Origin of the sequence: Microbacterium ginsengisoli (genome assembly GCF_000956535.1) — a bacterium.
Classification (GTDB): domain Bacteria; phylum Actinomycetota; class Actinomycetes; order Actinomycetales; family Microbacteriaceae; genus Microbacterium; species Microbacterium ginsengisoli.
Map to the genome: position 1 here is coordinate 1 of NZ_JYIY01000066.1, position 17,095 is coordinate 17,095.

The following is a 17,095-nucleotide window of genomic DNA, read 5'->3' on the forward strand; positions in this document are numbered from 1 at the left end:
GGGTGGTGATGCTGGTGACTGGCGGGGTTGCGGCGCGGCGGAGGCTGCGGCGCGTGGGGGGCGTCTGGGGCTGGTCGCCGCCGCCGGGTGGGGTGGTCTGGTCAGTCATGATGTCCTGGTTCGTTTCGGATCAGATGGACACGCCGCGGTCGGCGAGGAAGGGGATGGGGTTGACCGGGGAGCCGTTCACGTAGGCCTCGAAGTGCAGGTTGCAGCCGAACGCGTTGCCGGTGTTGCCTTCGCTGCCGATCAGGTCGCCGGCGTTCACGCGTTGGCCGTATCCGACGTAGAAGCCGCCGGGGCGGATGTGGGCGTATCCGGTGCCGATCCCGCCGCCGTGGTCGATCTTGATGTAGTTGCCGTAGCCGCCGTTGTACCCGGCGTAGACGACGGTGCCGGCCGCGGCGGCGTAGATCCCCGCGCCGCATCCGCCGCTGAGGTCGACGCCGTAGTGGTAGCTGGTCGAGCAGTACCCGTTGCCACACTGGGAGCTGCGCGGCCCGAACCCCGAGGTGCGGTGCCCGGAGGTCGGCCGTGCCCACCCGGAGCTGACCACACCCCCACCAGCACCTCCCGAGGCGGCGAGCCGTTCCGCTTCGGCGCGCTCCGCCGCTCGCCGCTGCTCCTCGGCGATGCGGGCAGCCTCCACCCCGGCCTGATAGTCGGCGATGGTCTTCGCGGTGGTGTCCTCGAGGGCGGCGAGCTGGGCCTGCAGCTCGCCGAGGTGGAGGGTCTGCGCGTCCAGCGCGGCCTGCGCAGCATCGGCGGCCTGCTGCGACTCGAGCATCTTCTGCTCGGCGACCTGCTGCAGCCGGTCGCGCTCATCCCGGGCCACCACCGCCTGATCGGTCAGGCTCTGCGCGGCATCGCGGGCGGTGAGCGCCGCAGCGTAGACGGCCTGGTTGCGTTCCAGCAGCTTGTCCATCACGCCCAGCCGGGACAGGAGATCGTCCGCGGTCGCGGCCGACCCGGAGAGGAACAGCTCGAGGGAGGTGGTGTCGCCCCCGTCGCGGTACAGCTGCGCGGCGATGCGGCCGGCCTTGTTCGCCGCGTCGGTCGCGTTCTGCGCTTCCAGGTCGGCTTGGGACTGCAACGTGTCGGCGCGGATGGATGCGTCGAAGTACTCCTGCTGGGCGGTGTAGAACGCGCCGGCGGCCTGCTCGGCGGCGGTGCGGGTGCGCGCCACCTCGCCGGTCAGGCTTTGGATGAGGCCCTGGATCCGCTGCACCTCGGCAGCTTTGGTGGCCTCGTTCGCTTTCGCGGCCTGCACGTCCTCCCAGGACGGATAGGTCGCCGCGAACGCTGCCGGCAACAGCGGGCCGGCGACCAGGACGGCTGCCGCGCTCAATGTTCCCGCCGTCAGCAGAGTGCGCCGGCTCACCCCGGCCCGGAATGCGCGGCTCTCCGCGGGCGTGGGCGCGCACCCACACTCCTCCGCCGTCAGGTCACCAGGAAGGGTGAGATCGCTGCCCGTCGCCAGCGTTCGCAGCGACCAGGCCAGTCGACCTCCGGCAGGCCTCATCCGTGGCGTGTTCATGGGTGCCTCCCCGGATCAGTCGAACGATCTGCGGCGGCCGCACGCGTGCGGGCACGGTGGGAGAACCCCGCCGCGGTGAGAGCGCCGGCGGCAGCGAGGACGATGAGAGCGGTGAGCCAGGGACCGAGGATCACCGCCGGGGTGAGTCCGGTGCGCAGCGGGACGGTGGTGATCGACGCGTCAACGGTGTCGACGCCGATGCTGTCGACGGTGGTGCCGTCCGGGGTGATGACCTGGCTGGTGCCCACCGTGGAGACGTTGACGACCGCGCGGCCGGTTTCGATGGCGCGCATCCGGGCGAACGCGAGCTGCTGCAGGTTCTCGTCGGTGCCGCGGAAGTCGGCGTTGTTGGTCTGGAACACGAACACCTCTGCGCCGGCGCGGGCACCGTCCCAGATCACGGCGTCGTAGATCACGTCGAAGCAGATCGCCAACCCCACCCCGACGTCGCCGACCTGCACGAGCGGCGGGCTGCTGCCGGGGGTGTATTCGCGTTGGATCAAGCCCACCAGGTCGGGGACGATCAGCTCGTAGAACCACCGGTCCGGCACGTACTCGCCGAACGGGACCGGGTTGACCTTGTCGTGCCACTGCCGGCCCGTGGGATCCGCGGTCCACAGCAGGGACGTGTTGAAGACATCGTCGCCGCGGGTGGTGGCGGCGTTCATCAGCAACGGCGCCCCGGCCGAGCGCACGACCCGGTCCAACGCCTCGGCGGCGGCGGGATCACTGAGCGGGTCGGCGTCGACGCCGCCCTCCGGCCAGGCCAGCAGATCCATCGGCTGCCCGTACAGCGGCACCGTGGCGGCGGTCTGCGCGGCCAGGACGTCGCCGGGCACCTTGTCGTCGAAGTACCCGGTGGGGCCGTTGCCCTGCACCCATCCCACGCGGAACTCCCCGGCCGGCGCGGTGGGGAACTGCGGCGCTATCACCAGGAGAGCGGCGACGCTCACAGCAGGGTGCAACCCGAGCATGAAGCGGATGCCGCCGGCGCGGATCCACTGCACCACAGAGGCGCACAGAATGACGATCAGCAGGGACAGGCCGGTCACGCTCGTCCACGACACGGCCTCCGCGAGCGGGCCGCCCACCTGGGTCATCCCGAGGCGCGCCCACGGGAACCCGGAGTACGGCCACGCACCCATCACCACCTCACGGGCCGTCCACAGAACCCCGATCAGCGGCGGTACCGCGAGCAGCTGCACGAGGCCGCGGGCCGGATAGCGGGCGGTCCACCGGTAGGCGAGCGCGATCGGCACCGCGCCCGCGCCGAACAGGACCGCTTCCAGCCCGGCGAGGGCAAGCCACGGCACCGGGCCGAGGAACTCCCCCACCCACACCAGATGGGTCGTGTAGAACACGGCGCCGAACACAGTGCCGACCAGCAGCGCCCCGCCGATGCTGCGGCCGATCAGGGCCACCAGGGCGACCGTGACACTCACGAACGTCAACGGCCACCACCCCACCGGTGCGGAGGCGAGATCCAGCAGCAGGCCGGCGGCCGCGGATGCCAGCACCGCCGCCCACACCGGCAGCGACCATGCCGCCACGGTGCGGCGCGGCGTCTCCTGCTCCGGCGCGGCGGCCGGGGCGGGTGTCGGCAAAGGCGTGCGCATCGGTCAGGTGTCTTTCTGGTGGAGTCGGGTGAGGTAGTCGTTGTACGCGTCGAGCTCAGGGTCGCCGTGTGCGTCGGCGCGACGGTCGGCGGCGACCGCTTGGGCGGTGTCGTCGCGGAACCAGCGGTGCATGACGTAGATGAGCATCAGCAAGGTGGGGGCCTCGCCGTAGGACCAGGCCAGCCCGCCGGCGAGGCGCTGGTCTTCGATCGGGTCGATGCCCAGCGCGCTCGTCGGGCCGGCGAACCCGTCGATGAGGGTAGTGGTGGCCATCATCAGGAAGACGCCGAAGAAGGCGTGCAGGGCGGCCTCGGCGAACACGTCCAGGGCGCGGCCGCCGTGGCTCATCCGCACCGGCAGCGGGTCCGACGACAGGATCGGGATGGTGAACAGCATCCCGGCGACCAGGAACCCGACCTCGAGGAGGGTATGGCCGGTGACGGTGGACAGGATCGGATCGGCGAAGTTCGCCAGGTACAGACCGTAAAACGCGGCCAGGTATAGCGGCACCGCCAGCCACGGGCTGAGCAGCCACCGTGCGGTGCGACTGCGTAGCCCGGCGTGCGCGGCGCGGAGCACCAGGAGACCTGGGCCGTGGTGCGGGGTGGCGCGCAGCAGCAGGGTGCCGGGAGAGCCGAGGACCAGCAGCGGCGGGATCGCCATCATCAGGGTGAGCTGCTGGAACATGAACACCGAGAACAGGGCGTACCCGAAGTTCTCCACCGCCAGGCCGGTGACCGCGGCGAGGGCGACGCAGCCGAGCAGGAAGCTGACCGTCCGCCACACCGGCCAGCCGCGGCCGCGGACCCACATCCGGATCGCACCGGCCAGGTAGGCGACCGCGAGGAGTCCCGCGAGGAGCGGTAGCACCGGAGCCGGAAGCGGGGCCGGGGTGAGGAACCCGCCGAGGGTCGGCGGGGCGTCCGGGATCCACACGGTCGTCACGGTGTGTCCTTCGCAGGCTGGTCTACGCCGAGGGCGTGCGCGTGGCGGGTCGCGAACTCGTCGACGGCGCGCGCCAAAGCGGGGTCTTCGCCGCGGGCCAGTCCCGCGTACTCGACGTGCACACCATCCGGGGTGGTGCGGGCTTTCACCCAGAGCCGGCGGCGGGGCACGAACAGGCCGGCGAACAGGCCGAGGGTGGCGAGCACGGAGAACGCGAGCACCCAGCCGCTGCTGGGGTCGCGTTGGATCTGCAGCGACGCGAACCGCTTCACCGGCTCCTCCGCCGTGACCTCCTCCCAGGTGATCGTGCCCCACCCGTTCGGCAGGTCGACGGTGGCGCCGGGGGTGAGCTCAAGGGAGTCGGCGGCGGTGTCGCCGCCGGTGTGCTGGGTGAGCCCGTCGACCTCGAGCGTGTACACCGACCTCGGAGTGCCGTCGTCGATGCCGAGATCCCCGCTGAACACGTTGAGAGTCAGCACCGGATTGACCACGTCCGGGTAGACGGAGGTGAACGCGCCGGAGGGCAACACCCCCTGGGTGGGGTAGAAGAACCCGACCAGCCCGACCTGTTCGGGCAGCCCGTCCGGGATCTTGATGATGCCCAGCGAGGTCATGTTGGAGTCCTGCGGCAGGAACGGCTGCGACTCGCTGTACACCACCTCGCCGGCGGCGTCGCGGATCGTGAGGGTGGGGGCGTAGCCGTTGCCGAGCAGGTAGATGCGATCGCCGTCGACGGTGATCGGGTAGTTCACGATCACGCTCTGCGCCCGATCGTCCTGCCCGGGTTGGCGGATGGTGATGTCGGCGGAGAAGTCTCCGGCCTGGCCTGCGCCGGGGGTGCCGGGCAGCCGGTAGGAGACCTGGAAGTCGTCGAGGGTGAGCGAGTAGGGGGCAAGGCCCGTGCCGTCGACGAAACGGCCGGGGTTGAACGAGGAGTAGTCGCTGAGCGCGTTCACGAACGTGGTGCCCTCCACCACCACCCGCTGCCCGGTATACGCGAACGACCCGCCGATCGCGACCGAGACCAGCACGCCGACGAGGGCGACGTGGAAGATCAGGTTGCCGGTCTCGCGCAGGTAGCCGCGCTCGGCCGACACCGACGCGGCTCCGCGGGCGTCGTATCGCTCCACCCGGTATCCGGCCTTGCGCAGCTGCTCTGCCGCGACGTCGATCGCGTGCGCGGCCGGGTCGGTCCTCCCTTCCTCTCTCGGCAAGGTCAGTTCCCGGTACTCCGAGAGCCGCGACAGCCGGGCCGGGGTGCGAGGGGGGCGGGAGCGGAGCGCCTTGTAGTGGTGCTTGGCGCGCGGGATCACGCAGCCGATCAGGGAGGTGAACAGCAGCAGATAGATCGCGGAGAACCACGGCGACAGGTACACGTCGAACAGGCCGACCGCATCGGCGAGGGGGAACACGTCAGGGTTGTCCCGCTCCCACTGGATGACACCGTTGGGGTCGGCGCTGCGCTGCGGGAACAGGGACCCGGGGACGGCGGCGATCGCGAGGAACAGCAGCAGGACCAATGCGGTGCGCATGCTGGTCAGCTGCCGCCATGCCCACCGCAACCACCCGGTGATGCCCAGCGCCGGCTGGGTGATCTCCGTCGCGGATTCGCTGTCGGCGTGGTCGCCGGGGCGTAGCGGGTCGGCGGTGACGTCGATGCCGGTGTCAGAGCGGGAGGGGGACATTGATCACCACCTGTTGCAGCTGCGACATCAGTGCCGTCCACAGCCCGGTCACCATCAGCAGGCCGAGGGCGATGAGCATGGCCCCGCCGATGATGTTCAGGGCGCGGATGTGGCGGCGCAGGAACGTCACCGATCGGGACGCCCACCCCCATCCGGCCGCGAGGATCAGGAACGGGATGCCCAGGCCCAGCGAGTACGCGAGCCCGAGCAGGCCCGCGCGGGCGGGGTCACCGAGGTTCCACGACATAGAGATGATCGCTGCGAGCGTCGGGCCGATACAGGGGGTCCAGCCGACGCCGAGCGCGAACCCGAGAAGCGGCGCCCCGATCAGCCCGGTCCTACCCTGGGCGCGAGGGCGGAGGGTGCGCTGGGCAATGCCGAAGAAGCCGAGGAACACCAGGCCGAGGGCGATGATGACGACCCCGAAGACGCGAGTGAGCACATTGGCGTATTGCAGCAGCAGGTACCCGAAGGTGCCGCCGAGGATCGTGACGGCGACGAACACCACGGTGAACCCGGCGATGAACAATGTCACGCCCAGCAGCAGCCGCGCGCGCTCCGCCGTCACCGTGCGCCCCCCGTCCAGCGTGGGGGCCGCGGTCGTCGTGGTGGTGCTGCCGAGGTAGCCGAGGTAGCCAGGCACCAGCGGCAGCACGCACGGGGACACGAACGACACCAGCCCGGCGAGGATCGCGACCGGGATCGCGACCCACAGGGCGCCGTCGACGATCACCGCTCCCGGATTCATGAGGTGTCCTCGGCGAGGGTGTCGGCGACCAGGGTGGACAGGATCGACGCGCTGGCCAACTGCCCGATGATCCGCGCCGCGACCCGCCCCTCCTGGTCGATGACCAAGGTGGTGGGGGTGGCCTGGATCGGAGTGACCTGCGCGAACGCGAGCTTGACCCGTCCGTCGTTCACGTCGATCACGCTCGGGTAGGTGACGTTGTTGTCACGGGCGAACGACAGTGCGGTGGCTGGCTGGTCGTAGGTGTTCACCCCGAGGAACGCGACGCCCTGGTCCTGATACTCCTGCCAGACCTCCTCGAGCATCGGGGCTTCGACGATGCACGGCCCGCACGCGGCGTACCAGAAGTTCACCACCAGCACCCCGCCGCGGTAGTCGTCACTGGACACCGTCTCCCCGGTCTCGGTGACGCCCTCGAACACCACCGGCTCCCCGCGGTCGGCATCCGGGATCTCGACGATCTGGAAGTCACCGGCGATGTAGCCCTTCTCGCTTCCGTCCCGGTACTGCTGCGCGAGCGAGTCGCTGGACGTGCACCCGGCCAGCAGCAGCGCCGCGACCAGCGTCATGGCGGCAAGGACGCGGCGGCGGATCATGCGCGCTTGACCTTGATCAGGGCGCCGGCGACCAGGAACACGACCGCGGCGACCGGCTGCGCCGCAGTCCACACCGGGCCGGTGAACGGGAACGGGAACACCGGGTTCCAAATCACGGCGATCACGACGAACACAGGCAACCACCACCACTGCCGCGCCTGGATCGCGAACCACCCCACGATGACCGCGAAGATCGCGGCGACGAACAGCACAACGGTGAACCAGTCCCCGCCCATCAGTACCGGCGCGAGGAACAACACCGCCGCCGCGAGCAGCCCCGGCGCGAACGCGTTGCGCTGGTATACGGACGAGGTCCGCTGCTTCGCCATCATGACCCGCTCACCACGGAGCCCGTCGCAGGCGCCGCGCTGTCCGCGCTGACGCGGGAGCGGCGGTGTCGGGTCCACAGGCTCAGGCCGAGGACGATGACGCCGGCACCGAGGGCGACGTCGGCGAGGTTGCCGATGAACAGGTTCCCGTAGGCGAGGAAGTCGGTGACGTGCCCGACCCCGAACCCAGGGGGGGAGAACAGCCGGTCGATCAGGTTCCCGATCGCGCCCCCGAGGATCAGGCCGATCCCCATCGCCCACCATCCGGTCCGCGCCCGCGCGGCGGCGACGACCAGCAGCACCACGGCACCGACCCCGAGGAGAGTGAGCAGCCCGGTGACCCCGGCTCCGAGGGAGAGGATCGCGCCGGGGTTGAACGCGAGCTGCAGCCCAAGCAGATCCCCCAGCAGCGGGATCCGCTCCTCCTGACTCAACCCTCCCAGTGCGGCCGCCTTCGTCGCCTGGTCGACCAGGACCACCACAGCGGCGGCCAGGCACGCGACCGCGAACCGCCGGGTCTGCTCACGAACCATCAGCGGCTCCTCCTGCGTTCGCGAGGGCCGCTGATAACCCGGTCATCAGACCGGCTATCAGGAAGAGGTTTTTGGTGTCAGAAGTCGAAGAGGTCACCGAGGAACCCTTCCTTCCGCCGACGCCCGGAGCGACCGTGATGATCCCTGTCGCGGTCAGAACGGTGGTCGCCCTCGCGCGGATAGGGGGCGGTGCTGGTTTGCCGGCCGCCGCCGGCAAGGTCGGCGGCGCGGTCGATGATCTTGTCGAGCTCGCCACGGTCCAGCCAGACGCCCCGGCACTGCGGGCAGTAGTCGATCTCGACCCCGGAGCGTTCCGTGATCAGCAGGGCGGTCCCGTCGACCGGACATTTCATGAGGGGTTCTCCTTCTGTTGCTGGTCGTCGGCGGTTCCACCATCCGCGGCGGCCGCGGCCGCGGCTGCTCGGTCGCGGCGACGACGCTCTCTGGCCACCATGAGCACGACCACCAGCGCGCCGCCCAGCACGATTACGCCACTCAGGACCGCAAGGACGGGGAGGAGTTCCCCACCTCCGGATGGCCCGTTGTGAACCTCTCCGGACGTATTGGCGGCAGATGTGGGAGACGGGTCGGGTGTCTGCTCCTCGGTCGCTTCGGGGGTAGGGGCGCTGGTGGGGACGGTGACCGCTTCGACGGTGTACTGGTACTCGTTGCTGATCGGGTGCCCGTCGCTGGACACGACCCGCCACCGCACCGTGTACACGCCCGCCTGACCAGGCGTCACCGCCTGGGTGACCGTGGTCCCGTCGATGACCGGATCCCCCGATGCGATGTTCTGCCCGTCCGGGGCGACCACCTCAATGATCACGGCGCTGAAATCGGTGAGGATCTCGCCGCTGAACGTCAGCGAAATCTCCTCCGGGACCACGCTGACCGTGGATCCGGCTTCCGGGGAGGAGGAGACGATCTCATCGTGCGCGGCTGCGGGCGCCGCGGTGGCGAACAGGAGCCCGGCGGCCAGCAGCAGCGTCGTCAGAGTGGACAGGAGGAGGATGCGTCTCCGTGAGCCGGATCGGTGCGGGTGTTCGTGGTCGGTGACGGTGGTCAAGGCGGTGGTCCTTTCAGGGCCGGTTGATGATGTGCTGGGCGATCGTCGTCGCGTCTTTCCAGACCCCGGCGAGGGTGTCGGAGCCGCGGCCGCCGTACTGCGGCATCCCCGCCACGAACAGCCCGGGCAGGCCGGTCAGGGTGCGCCGCGGCCGGTCGACGCGGGCCGGTTCCGGGAGCCAGTCGTCGCCAGGGGTGTAGCCGGTGGCGAGGATCACCGAGCGGGGGGATGCCTGCGTGCCATCGGCGAAGGTCACCCCGGCGCCGGCCGCGTCCTGCACCGCAGCTGCGATCGTGACCCCGACGCGGCGCAGCTGCTCATAGCTGTCGCCGAAGATCGGCTCGGGGCGACGCTCCCGCGAGAACAGCGGCACCCTCTCCCCCGCCGCGGCGGGATAGCTCATCGCGGGGCGATGCTGCCGCCGGGTTCGCACGGACAGCGTCACGGTGTGCGACGCGGACAGTTCGCGGGCCAGCTGCACACCGCTGTTCCCGCCGCCCACGATGAGCACGTCGCCGACGGGGATCTGCTTCGGGTACAGGTACTCGCTGCTGTGCAGCACCACCCCGGGCATCGTCAGCAGAGACGCCCACTCCGGAATCCGCGGGTGCGCGGCCGCGCCCGTCGCGCAGATCACGTTGCGGGTCTGCACCTCCCCTGCCGTCGTCGACAGCAGCAGAGTCGAGCCGTTCCCGCGATGCTCCACCCCGGTCGCCTGGATGCCCCAGACCGTCTCCACGCCCAGCCCGGCTTCCACGAAGGTGAGGTAGTCCGCCATCTCGTCCACTCGCGGATGCCGGCGCTGGTCACCCAGCAGCCGCCGCGGAGACAGCGCGCTATGCCGGGCGTCGCTGAGAAGCTCCATCGAATGCCACCGTGAGGACCAGGAACGCTGCCCCGTGCTGGCGGCGTCGATCACCACAAACTCGTGCTGCGGCCGCAGCCCTTCCGCGGCCAGAGCCGCGGCAACCGCGAGCCCAGACTGCCCGGCGCCGACGATGATCGCCCGCCGATGCGTCAAACCCGCCCGCATCACCGGCCACCGTTCACCGCAGCCTGGATGGCGTTCTCGAGGTCGTCCCACTCCTGCAGCTCGAGCAGCTCACCGTCGAGGAAGAACGTCGGCGTGCTGCTCACCCCGAGCGCCTGGCCCTCCTCGAAATCCAGCTCCACCCGCTCCGCCGTAGCCGGGTCCGCCACGGCGGCGTCATAGGCGGCCATGTCCAGACCGATCTCCTCCGCGAAGCCACGGAACAGGTCGGCGCGAGACTCCTGCGCCTCACCCCACTCCGCCTGCGTCTCGAACAACCGGACATACATGTCCTCGAACCGGTCCTGCTGCGCGGCCGCTTCCGCCGCGACCGCCGCGTTCTTCGAATTGAAGTGACCGGGCAGCGGGAAGTAGCGGACCACATACGTGATCTCCCCAGCGAACTGCTCCCGCATATCCTCCACGATCGGGAAGAACGCGCCACACGCCTCGCACTCGAAGTCGAGGAACTCCACCAGGGTGACAGCGCCCTCCCCGCCGTCGTCGAGGACATGCGAGCTCTCCCGCACCACCTGCGGGGATGCGTCACCGCCCCCAGATGAAGGTGGAGCGGACTGGCTCTGATTGACAAGGACATAGATCAACGCGGCGATCACCATCACCACCACAACGGCAATGGTGACGAGCGTCGCCTTCACAGGGGTTTTCATCGGGTACTCCAAACCAAGACACGGCACAGGACAGAACCCGGGCACGCAGCCCGGGACGAAGCGCCACCCGGAAAGGGTGGCGTGCCAAATGTCAGGTTCGGGAAAGACCCAACTGCGTCAACGAAAAGACAATCGGGTGAGCACGGGCAGCCGGCGCCGGAAGCAGCGAAGGCATCCGTGGCCCGTCACCGAGAACCGGAGGCATCCGCCGACGCCACAACCCCCGCAGCACCACCATGAACGTCAGCCCGCACAACACGCCCAACATGCACAGCGCAGCGCCCACCAACGCGTTCGGCCCAGAAACGACGCCACCGGCGACCGCCTCATGCTCGACTGGGGCGTCTGCCACGGGCTCGACGTGGGGGTCCATGAACCCAGAAATCACCAGCGGAACAGGAGTCGAACCGTCCGCCTCTGTGTGACCCGTCGCTGCCAGACCCAACATCAGCAGCAGCGCCAAACCGACGCTGGTAATGAGCCTCATTATCAACAATTGCTCATTCAGCGTCGTGGAGCGCGGAGTCCGGGCCGAAGAGACCATCGCCCACAGCCTACCGTGCGCACCTAAACCCATTCGGAGCCCGGTTCACCCGAGCACGGGAGCGCCGGCAGCGCCGGCCGGGTCCGGCGCGGCTAGCCGGTCAACCAGGACGATGACGACGGCAACGGTGGCGAAGGTGGCTTTGATGGGGGTCTTCACAAGGGCCGGTTCCAAGTCGGGCGGTGTTCTGCCACCGCGGGGCGAGGGGTCGGTGGTCAGGCGTGGGCGGGTTCGGGCTGGCGAGCGGGCACCGTGGCGAGTTGCCGTAGCGCAGCGGGGCGACGGGCGGCGCGGACGCCATTGAGGATGACGACGACCTCGGCGATCTCATGCACCAGCACGACGCCGGCGAGCCCGAGGATGCCGAACAGGGCGAGCGGGAACAGCGCGACGATGATCGCCAGAGCCAGACCGATGTTGGCGGTCATGATGCGTCGGCCGCGGCGGGCGTGGGCGAGGGCGCCGGGGATGAGGCGGAGGTCGTGGCCGATGAAGGCGACGTCGGCGGACTCGATCGCCGCCGCGGAGCCTTTCACACCCATCGCGATCCCGACCGTCGCCGTCGCCAGTGCCGGGGCGTCGTTGATGCCGTCGCCGACCATCGCGGTCGGTTGCTGCGTGACGAGCGCCTCAATCGCGGCGGCCTTGTCGGCGGGCAGCTGCTCGGCGCGAACGTCGGTTACGCCCGCCTCGGCGGCGATGGCGTGGGCGGTGCGGGTGTTGTCGCCGGTGAGCATGATGGTCTCAATGCCCTGCGACTGCAGCATCCGGACCGTCTCGGCCGACTCCGGGCGCAGCTCGTCCCGCACGCCGATCAGGCCGGCGATCTGCCCGTCCGCCTCGACCACGACGACGGTCATGCCCTGCGCGGCAATCGCCTCCGCGTTCAACTGCTGGCCGGCGGGATGGAGCCAGCGGACATTGCCGACCCGGATCGCCCGGCCGTCGACGGTCCCGGTGATGCCATGCCCGGCCTCCTCGACCACCTCCGTTGCGGGGCTGGCGACGGGTGCGGCCGCGATGATGGCCGCGGCGAGGGGGTGGGTGCTGGTGGCCTCCACGGCGGCGGCCCAGGCGAGCAGGTCGTCGCGGGTGATACCGGGTGCGGGCTGGACGTCGACGACGGTGGGCTCGTTGCGGGTGAGGGTGCCGGTCTTGTCGAGGGCGACGGCGCGGATCGTGCCGAGCTGCTCGAACGCTTCACCTGACTTGATGACGACGCCGAACTTTGACGCCGCTCCGATCGCGCTGATCACCGTCACGGGCACCGCGATGGCCAGCGCGCACGGGGATGCCGCAACCAGGACGACGAGGGCGCGTTCGATCCAGGTCCACGGGTCGCCGACCAGCAGCCCGAACAGGGCGACCACGGCAGCGGCGATCAGGACGACGGGAACGAGCGGCTTCGCGATCCGGTCGGCGAGGCGTGCCCGGTTGCCCTTGCGGGCGTGGGCCTGCTCCACGAGGGCGACGATCTGGGTGAGGGAGTTGTCGCGGCCGTCCGCAGTTGCCTCGATCCGCAACGTCGCCGCCCCGTTGACCGAACCGGCGGCGACCGGATCGCCGGGGCCGACCTCGACCGGGATCGACTCGCCCGTGATCGCCGACGTGTCCAGGCTCGACCTACCCTCCACGACCACGCCGTCTGTGGCGATGCGATCGCCGGCACCGATGACGAGGATGTCCAGCTCACGCACGTCCGCGGCGGGGATCGTGACGTCGCTGGTTAGGCGGGAGACGCGGACAGTGTCGGGGATGAGGGACAGAAGGGCGCGCAAGCCTTCCTTGGCGCGGTCCATCGCCCGGTCTTCAAGCGCCTCGGCCAGGGAGAACAGGAACGCCAGGGTCGCGGCCTCGCCAACGTGGCCGAGCAGGACCGCGCCGATCGCGGCGATGGTCATCAGCAGCCCGACCCCGAGGCGACCGCGGATGAGGCGGCGGATCGCGCCGGGGACGAAGGTGTAGGCGCCGGCGAGCAGCGCCGCCCACTGCAGCACCAGCGCCGGGATGTGCAGACCAGTCCACTCGAACGTGTATCCGGCGAGGAGGAACAGCCCGGACAGCGCGGAGGGAAGCAACGCGAAGTCGCGCCACCAGGGCGGGCGGACCTCCGGCTCCTCGTCCGCCTCGGTGGGGGTGGTGGCGAGGTCGGGGCCGCAGCAGGCATCGCCCGCATCGTGCACCGCGCTTGGCGCCGCGGTCTTGGAGGAGGGTTCCGCGGCGCAGCAGGCGTCACCGGTCGAGAGCGGCCGGGACAGTTCGATGCGCCGGACCGTACCGGGCTTGCGCGGCTCGTTGGGGCCGCAACACTCTTCGCTCACTGCACGCTCTCCTTCGTTGCGGGGGCGGGCGTCTGCTCTAGGAACGTGAGCGCGGCCAGTGCGTCATCGGTGCCGGTAACGGAAAGGCGCAGGTCGGGGTGGGTCGTGTCGATCGCCCAAGTCGCGAACGCGCAGCAGGACTGCTCGGTGCGGACCAGCTCCGTCAGCCGGGCGGTCGCGTCGTCGATCTTTGGGTAGTGGACGGTGATCTGGGCGGCCGTCCTGTCGATGTCGAGGAGGTAGTCGTCGTTGAATTCCTGCCACGCGGCTAGCTGTGCAGCACCAGCGCCGGGCGTCAGCGTGCAGGCCACCGGCAGCAGGTCACGGTCGATGAGGCTCATGCGCAGCACTCGCACTGATCGTCCATGCACGGGGCGCCCTCGTCGACGGCGACGACCGCCTCGAGCAGCTGTCGCAACCCCTGGGTCAGATGCGGGTCGGCGATCTCATACCGGGTGCGCCGACCTTCCGGTGTGGCGACGATCAACCCGCAGCCCCGCAGGCACGTCAGATGATTCGAGACGTTCGTGCGGGTCAGCTCGAGATCTCGTGCCAGCTCAGCCGGGTGGCCGGGAGCGTCCAGCAGTGTGAGGAGGATCCGGGAACGGGTCGGGTCGGCCATCGCCCGACCCAGCCGGTTCATCACATCGAGGCGAGAAGTAAGAGTCAGCACAGGCTGACTATACATTCTCCGCTGTACTAATGCGAGGGCGGATGAGTCGCGGTACCCCGGCGACCATGACCACCATTGCGACGAGCTCCACCAAGGTCTGAGTCACTACAACCAACGGCGTCAGAGCGAAAGATGCCGGCAGCGCGAGAGCGAGCGGGAGCACGACCAGCGAGTTGCGGGTGACCCCGCTGAACGTGGCCGCCCGGCGGCTGGGAACATCCAAGCGTGCCGCGCTCCCGAGGAGCGCACCGAGTGGTGCCACGATTAGGACGAACACGACGAACACGGGAACCGCGATTAGCAGCTGGGCGAGAGCGCTGCTCACGCCGAAGACCTGCGAGCCGATCACCACGGCGAGAGTCAGCATCATCAGCGGCACCATTGCCGCCAGCACCACGCCCTCGATCGCGCGGCCGGCACGGAACCGTTTCGCCAGCAGCTGCGTGGCGGCGGCGAGAACGAGCGGCAGCACGATCAACAACAGAAATGCCTCCACGAACGGATGCGGGTCGAACGCACCCACCACCTCGGCGCCGGCCATCAGCCACAGGTACACCGGCAGCAACACGATCTGCAGAAGCATCAGCAGGGGCGTGGCAGCAAGCAGCCGCGCACGTGCACCGCCAGCCAGGCCAGTGAACACAATCACGTAATCCACACACGGCGTCAGCAGCACGAACAACACCCCAACGAGCACCGCCTGATCAGCCGCCACGGCGCGACTCAACCCGAACACGACCACCGGCACGACGACGAAGTTCAGGACGAGCACGACGCCCAGGAACCGCCAATCCGTGAAGGCCCGGCCGATCGCCGTGAACGGCACCCCCAGGAACGTCGCGTACAGCAACAACCCGAGCACGGGATTGATCGCCGACTCGAGCGGATCCGCCACCGCCGGCACGAGTAGACCGACCACCGCACCCACGGCGATCGCTGCGAGGTAGAGCACTACCTGATGCCGCTCCCACCACTCCACAGCTGTGCACACGAGCACAAGCCTGTCGAATGTAGCCGGTTCGCCCCTAATCGAGTGAGCGAGTAACCCTTCACCCCCAGCCAATGGCAGGACTGCTAGGTGCATGCCAACTACCCGCGGAATCTGTCATTTCGGATAGGAACCGACACGGCACTTACACGCATCGTTCTCACCAATCTTTCGGATCCGCCACTTGTCCGCCACTTCATCTAAGAATCCGCCATCTTCGCCGAGAACCTACACCTACGACGGCAGCCACCGCGCCACGCCGCGTTCTCAGGAAGATGGCGGAACCGCCATATACCCGCCACTTCAGTTGAGAATCCGCCATCATCGCCGAGAACCTACAAGCTCCTGTAGGTTCCCGCTCGAGATGGCGGATAACCCCAGGGATTCCACGCTAGTTGGCGGTGGTACCGGACTCAGGATTCCACGGGAAATGGCGGATTCCTACACCGCTCTCTGACGCGCCGACCCTGTCTGGTCAGCGGCCTGTCACGGCGGCGAGAGCGCTGGAGGTCACTGCAGCTGGCCGAGCTCGAGCATCTCACCGTCGAGGAAGAACGTCGGAGGGGAATGCTGAGCCTTCGGTTGACTCTGGGACTGCCAGTGACCTCACCACGAACGGATGCTCGCGGTCTCACTGTCACCGTTCCAGCACGACGGCGAGGCCTTGACCCACGCCGATGCAGATCGCCACGACGGCGACGCCGCCTCCGCGTCGCGCAAGCTCATGCGCGGCATGCCCGAGAATGCGGCCCCCCGAAGCGCCCAGCGGATGGCCGATGGCCAGCGCTCCGCCGTGGATGTTGACCCTCTCAGGATCAAGTTCAGGCCAGCCGGCGACGCATGCGAGCGACTGTGAAGCGAACGCCTCGTTGAGCTCGACCACGTCGACATCGGCCCAGGACCGGCCGGCGCGTGCCAGCGCCTTGTTCGCCGCCTCGATCGGCGCGATCGGGAACAGATGCGGATCGACGCCATGCGCTCCGCGTCCCGCGATCCGCGCGAGTGGCTCGCCGGGCAGCGCACCCTCCGCGGCGATCAGAACGGCGGAAGCGCCGTCGTTGATCGGCGAGGAGTTCCCGGCGGTGACGGTGCCTTCGCCGTCGCGCGCGAACAACGGAGTAAGCCCGGCGAGCTTGTCCACGGAAGTGTCGTCCCGGATGCCCTCGTCGCGTGCCAGGTCGGCTCCTGGCACGTGCACGATCTCGCCATCGTAGACCCCGTCAGCCCACGCTTTAGCTGCCAGCCGGTGAGAGCGCACGGCGAACTCGTCCTGGGCATCTCGGGAGAGTCCCCACTCTCGGGCGATCTTCTCGGCCGATTCTCCATTGGAGATGGTCCACTGCTTCGGCAGCTTCGGGTTGGTCATCCGCCACCCGATGGAGGTGTTCCACAGCGTCTGGTTACCGACCGCCGGCCAAGGCCTCGGCGACTTCTCCACGATGAACGGGGCCCGGCTCATCGACTCCACTCCGCCGGCGAGCACGAGACCGGCGTCGCCGGTCTCGACAGCGCGGGCGGCCTGGATCACCGCTTCCAGCGACGACGAGCAGAGTCGGTTGACGGTCACGCCGGTGACACTGGTGGGGAATCCTGCCAGCAGCGCCCCGAAACGGGCGACGTCGCGGTTGTCCTCTCCTGCTTGGTTCGCATCGCCGAAGATCACGTCATCGATGCGCGCGGGGTCGAGGCCCATGCGCTCGACGGTCGCCTTCATGACGACTGCGGCGAGATCGTCGGGCCGAATGCCGCTGAGCGCGCCACCCGCCCGCCCGAACGGGGTGCGGACAGCATCGTAGACAAAGCTCGCGGTCAT

Annotated in this window: 18 protein-coding genes; all 18 read right to left on the reverse strand. The window is 69.3% G+C overall.

Annotated elements, in window-relative coordinates; translation table 11 throughout:
* Window positions 1-130: 130 nt before the first annotated feature.
* The 18 genes from RR49_RS04580 to RR49_RS04665 all read right to left on the reverse strand — a co-directional run bounded on the left by RR49_RS04580 (window position 131) and on the right by RR49_RS04665 (window position 17,095).
* The gene (locus RR49_RS04580; protein ID WP_048809230.1) at window positions 131-1,537 is read right to left on the reverse strand and encodes a M23 family metallopeptidase; all 1,407 of its coding nucleotides are present in this window, start codon (window positions 1,535-1,537) and stop codon (window positions 131-133) included.
* Window positions 1,534-3,153 (reverse strand): apolipoprotein N-acyltransferase, encoded by a 1,620-nt coding sequence (lnt, locus tag RR49_RS04585; protein WP_048809231.1) that lies wholly within the window; start codon window positions 3,151-3,153, stop codon window positions 1,534-1,536. Before lnt ends, RR49_RS04580 begins: the two co-directional genes overlap by 4 nt.
* Before the next feature lie 3 nt (window positions 3,154-3,156).
* Complete coding sequence (locus RR49_RS04590; protein WP_045246896.1) at window positions 3,157-4,098, reverse strand: cytochrome c oxidase assembly protein; 942 nt, start codon at window positions 4,096-4,098, stop codon at window positions 3,157-3,159.
* A complete protein-coding gene (gene resB / locus RR49_RS04595; RefSeq protein ID WP_045246897.1) occupies window positions 4,095-5,783 on the reverse strand; it encodes a cytochrome c biogenesis protein ResB in 1,689 nt (562 codons plus the stop codon). Before resB ends, RR49_RS04590 begins: the two co-directional genes overlap by 4 nt.
* Window positions 5,764-6,531, reverse strand: a complete 768-nt coding sequence (locus RR49_RS04600) for a cytochrome c biogenesis CcdA family protein (RefSeq protein WP_045246898.1) — start codon at window positions 6,529-6,531, stop codon at window positions 5,764-5,766. The genes resB and RR49_RS04600 overlap by 20 nt, the downstream gene beginning before the upstream one ends.
* Window positions 6,528-7,127, reverse strand: coding sequence for a TlpA family protein disulfide reductase (locus RR49_RS04605; RefSeq protein WP_045246899.1), 600 nt, complete (start codon window positions 7,125-7,127; stop codon window positions 6,528-6,530). The genes RR49_RS04600 and RR49_RS04605 overlap by 4 nt, the downstream gene beginning before the upstream one ends.
* Window positions 7,124-7,459: a DUF6804 family protein gene (locus tag RR49_RS04610; protein ID WP_045246900.1), complete on the reverse strand. Its 336-nt coding sequence runs from the start codon at window positions 7,457-7,459 to the stop codon at window positions 7,124-7,126. The genes RR49_RS04605 and RR49_RS04610 overlap by 4 nt, the downstream gene beginning before the upstream one ends.
* The gene (locus tag RR49_RS04615; protein WP_045246901.1) at window positions 7,456-7,989 is read right to left on the reverse strand and encodes a signal peptidase II; all 534 of its coding nucleotides are present in this window, start codon (window positions 7,987-7,989) and stop codon (window positions 7,456-7,458) included. Before RR49_RS04615 ends, RR49_RS04610 begins: the two co-directional genes overlap by 4 nt.
* 77 nt (window positions 7,990-8,066) lie before the next feature.
* Entirely contained in the window at window positions 8,067-8,342 is a 276-nt protein-coding gene (locus RR49_RS04620) for a TFIIB-type zinc ribbon-containing protein (protein ID WP_045246902.1), read from the reverse strand.
* Entirely contained in the window at window positions 8,339-9,055 is a 717-nt protein-coding gene (locus RR49_RS04625) for a copper resistance CopC family protein (RefSeq protein ID WP_048809232.1), read from the reverse strand. Before RR49_RS04625 ends, RR49_RS04620 begins: the two co-directional genes overlap by 4 nt.
* A 13-nt stretch (window positions 9,056-9,068) precedes the next feature.
* Window positions 9,069-10,088 (reverse strand): NAD(P)-binding domain-containing protein, encoded by a 1,020-nt coding sequence (locus RR49_RS04630; protein ID WP_045246903.1) that lies wholly within the window; start codon window positions 10,086-10,088, stop codon window positions 9,069-9,071.
* Window positions 10,088-10,756, reverse strand: coding sequence for a DsbA family protein (locus RR49_RS04635; RefSeq protein ID WP_045246904.1), 669 nt, complete (start codon window positions 10,754-10,756; stop codon window positions 10,088-10,090). The genes RR49_RS04630 and RR49_RS04635 overlap by 1 nt, the downstream gene beginning before the upstream one ends.
* Before the next feature lie 91 nt (window positions 10,757-10,847).
* Window positions 10,848-11,300 (reverse strand): hypothetical protein, encoded by a 453-nt coding sequence (locus tag RR49_RS04640; protein WP_045246905.1) that lies wholly within the window; start codon window positions 11,298-11,300, stop codon window positions 10,848-10,850.
* A 215-nt stretch (window positions 11,301-11,515) separates the two neighbouring features.
* Window positions 11,516-13,621, reverse strand: coding sequence for a heavy metal translocating P-type ATPase (locus RR49_RS04645; protein WP_048809234.1), 2,106 nt, complete (start codon window positions 13,619-13,621; stop codon window positions 11,516-11,518).
* A complete protein-coding gene (locus tag RR49_RS04650) occupies window positions 13,618-13,962 on the reverse strand; it encodes a hypothetical protein (RefSeq protein WP_048809235.1) in 345 nt (114 codons plus the stop codon). The genes RR49_RS04645 and RR49_RS04650 overlap by 4 nt, the downstream gene beginning before the upstream one ends.
* Window positions 13,959-14,294 (reverse strand): Cd(II)/Pb(II)-sensing metalloregulatory transcriptional regulator CmtR, encoded by a 336-nt coding sequence (gene cmtR / locus RR49_RS04655; RefSeq protein ID WP_045246908.1) that lies wholly within the window; start codon window positions 14,292-14,294, stop codon window positions 13,959-13,961. Before cmtR ends, RR49_RS04650 begins: the two co-directional genes overlap by 4 nt.
* Before the next feature lie 7 nt (window positions 14,295-14,301).
* Window positions 14,302-15,246: a bile acid:sodium symporter gene (locus RR49_RS04660; RefSeq protein WP_425411854.1), complete on the reverse strand. Its 945-nt coding sequence runs from the start codon at window positions 15,244-15,246 to the stop codon at window positions 14,302-14,304.
* Window positions 15,247-15,919: 673 nt separating this feature from the next.
* Complete coding sequence (locus RR49_RS04665) at window positions 15,920-17,095, reverse strand: thiolase family protein (protein WP_045246910.1); 1,176 nt, start codon at window positions 17,093-17,095, stop codon at window positions 15,920-15,922.

What these genes read in the sequence shown, in the direction of transcription:
- RR49_RS04580 (WP_048809230.1), bottom strand. Translation starts at nt 1,537, where the DNA reads ATGAACACGCCACGGATGAGGCCTGCCGGAGGTCGACTGGCCTGGTCG.
- lnt (WP_048809231.1), bottom strand. Translation starts at nt 3,153, where the DNA reads ATGCGCACGCCTTTGCCGACACCCGCCCCGGCCGCCGCGCCGGAGCAG.
- resB (WP_045246897.1), bottom strand. Translation starts at nt 5,783, where the DNA reads ATGTCCCCCTCCCGCTCTGACACCGGCATCGACGTCACCGCCGACCCG.
- RR49_RS04600 (WP_045246898.1), bottom strand. Translation starts at nt 6,531, where the DNA reads ATGAATCCGGGAGCGGTGATCGTCGACGGCGCCCTGTGGGTCGCGATC.
- RR49_RS04605 (WP_045246899.1), bottom strand. Translation starts at nt 7,127, where the DNA reads ATGATCCGCCGCCGCGTCCTTGCCGCCATGACGCTGGTCGCGGCGCTG.
- RR49_RS04610 (WP_045246900.1), bottom strand. Translation starts at nt 7,459, where the DNA reads ATGATGGCGAAGCAGCGGACCTCGTCCGTATACCAGCGCAACGCGTTC.
- RR49_RS04615 (WP_045246901.1), bottom strand. Translation starts at nt 7,989, where the DNA reads ATGGTTCGTGAGCAGACCCGGCGGTTCGCGGTCGCGTGCCTGGCCGCC.
- RR49_RS04620 (WP_045246902.1), bottom strand. Translation starts at nt 8,342, where the DNA reads ATGAAATGTCCGGTCGACGGGACCGCCCTGCTGATCACGGAACGCTCC.
- RR49_RS04630 (WP_045246903.1), bottom strand. Translation starts at nt 10,088, where the DNA reads ATGCGGGCGGGTTTGACGCATCGGCGGGCGATCATCGTCGGCGCCGGG.
- RR49_RS04635 (WP_045246904.1), bottom strand. Translation starts at nt 10,756, where the DNA reads ATGAAAACCCCTGTGAAGGCGACGCTCGTCACCATTGCCGTTGTGGTG.
- RR49_RS04640 (WP_045246905.1), bottom strand. Translation starts at nt 11,300, where the DNA reads ATGGTCTCTTCGGCCCGGACTCCGCGCTCCACGACGCTGAATGAGCAA.
- RR49_RS04650 (WP_048809235.1), bottom strand. Translation starts at nt 13,962, where the DNA reads ATGAGCCTCATCGACCGTGACCTGCTGCCGGTGGCCTGCACGCTGACG.
- RR49_RS04665 (WP_045246910.1), bottom strand. Translation starts at nt 17,095, where the DNA reads ATGACCGCGAGCTTTGTCTACGATGCTGTCCGCACCCCGTTCGGGCGG.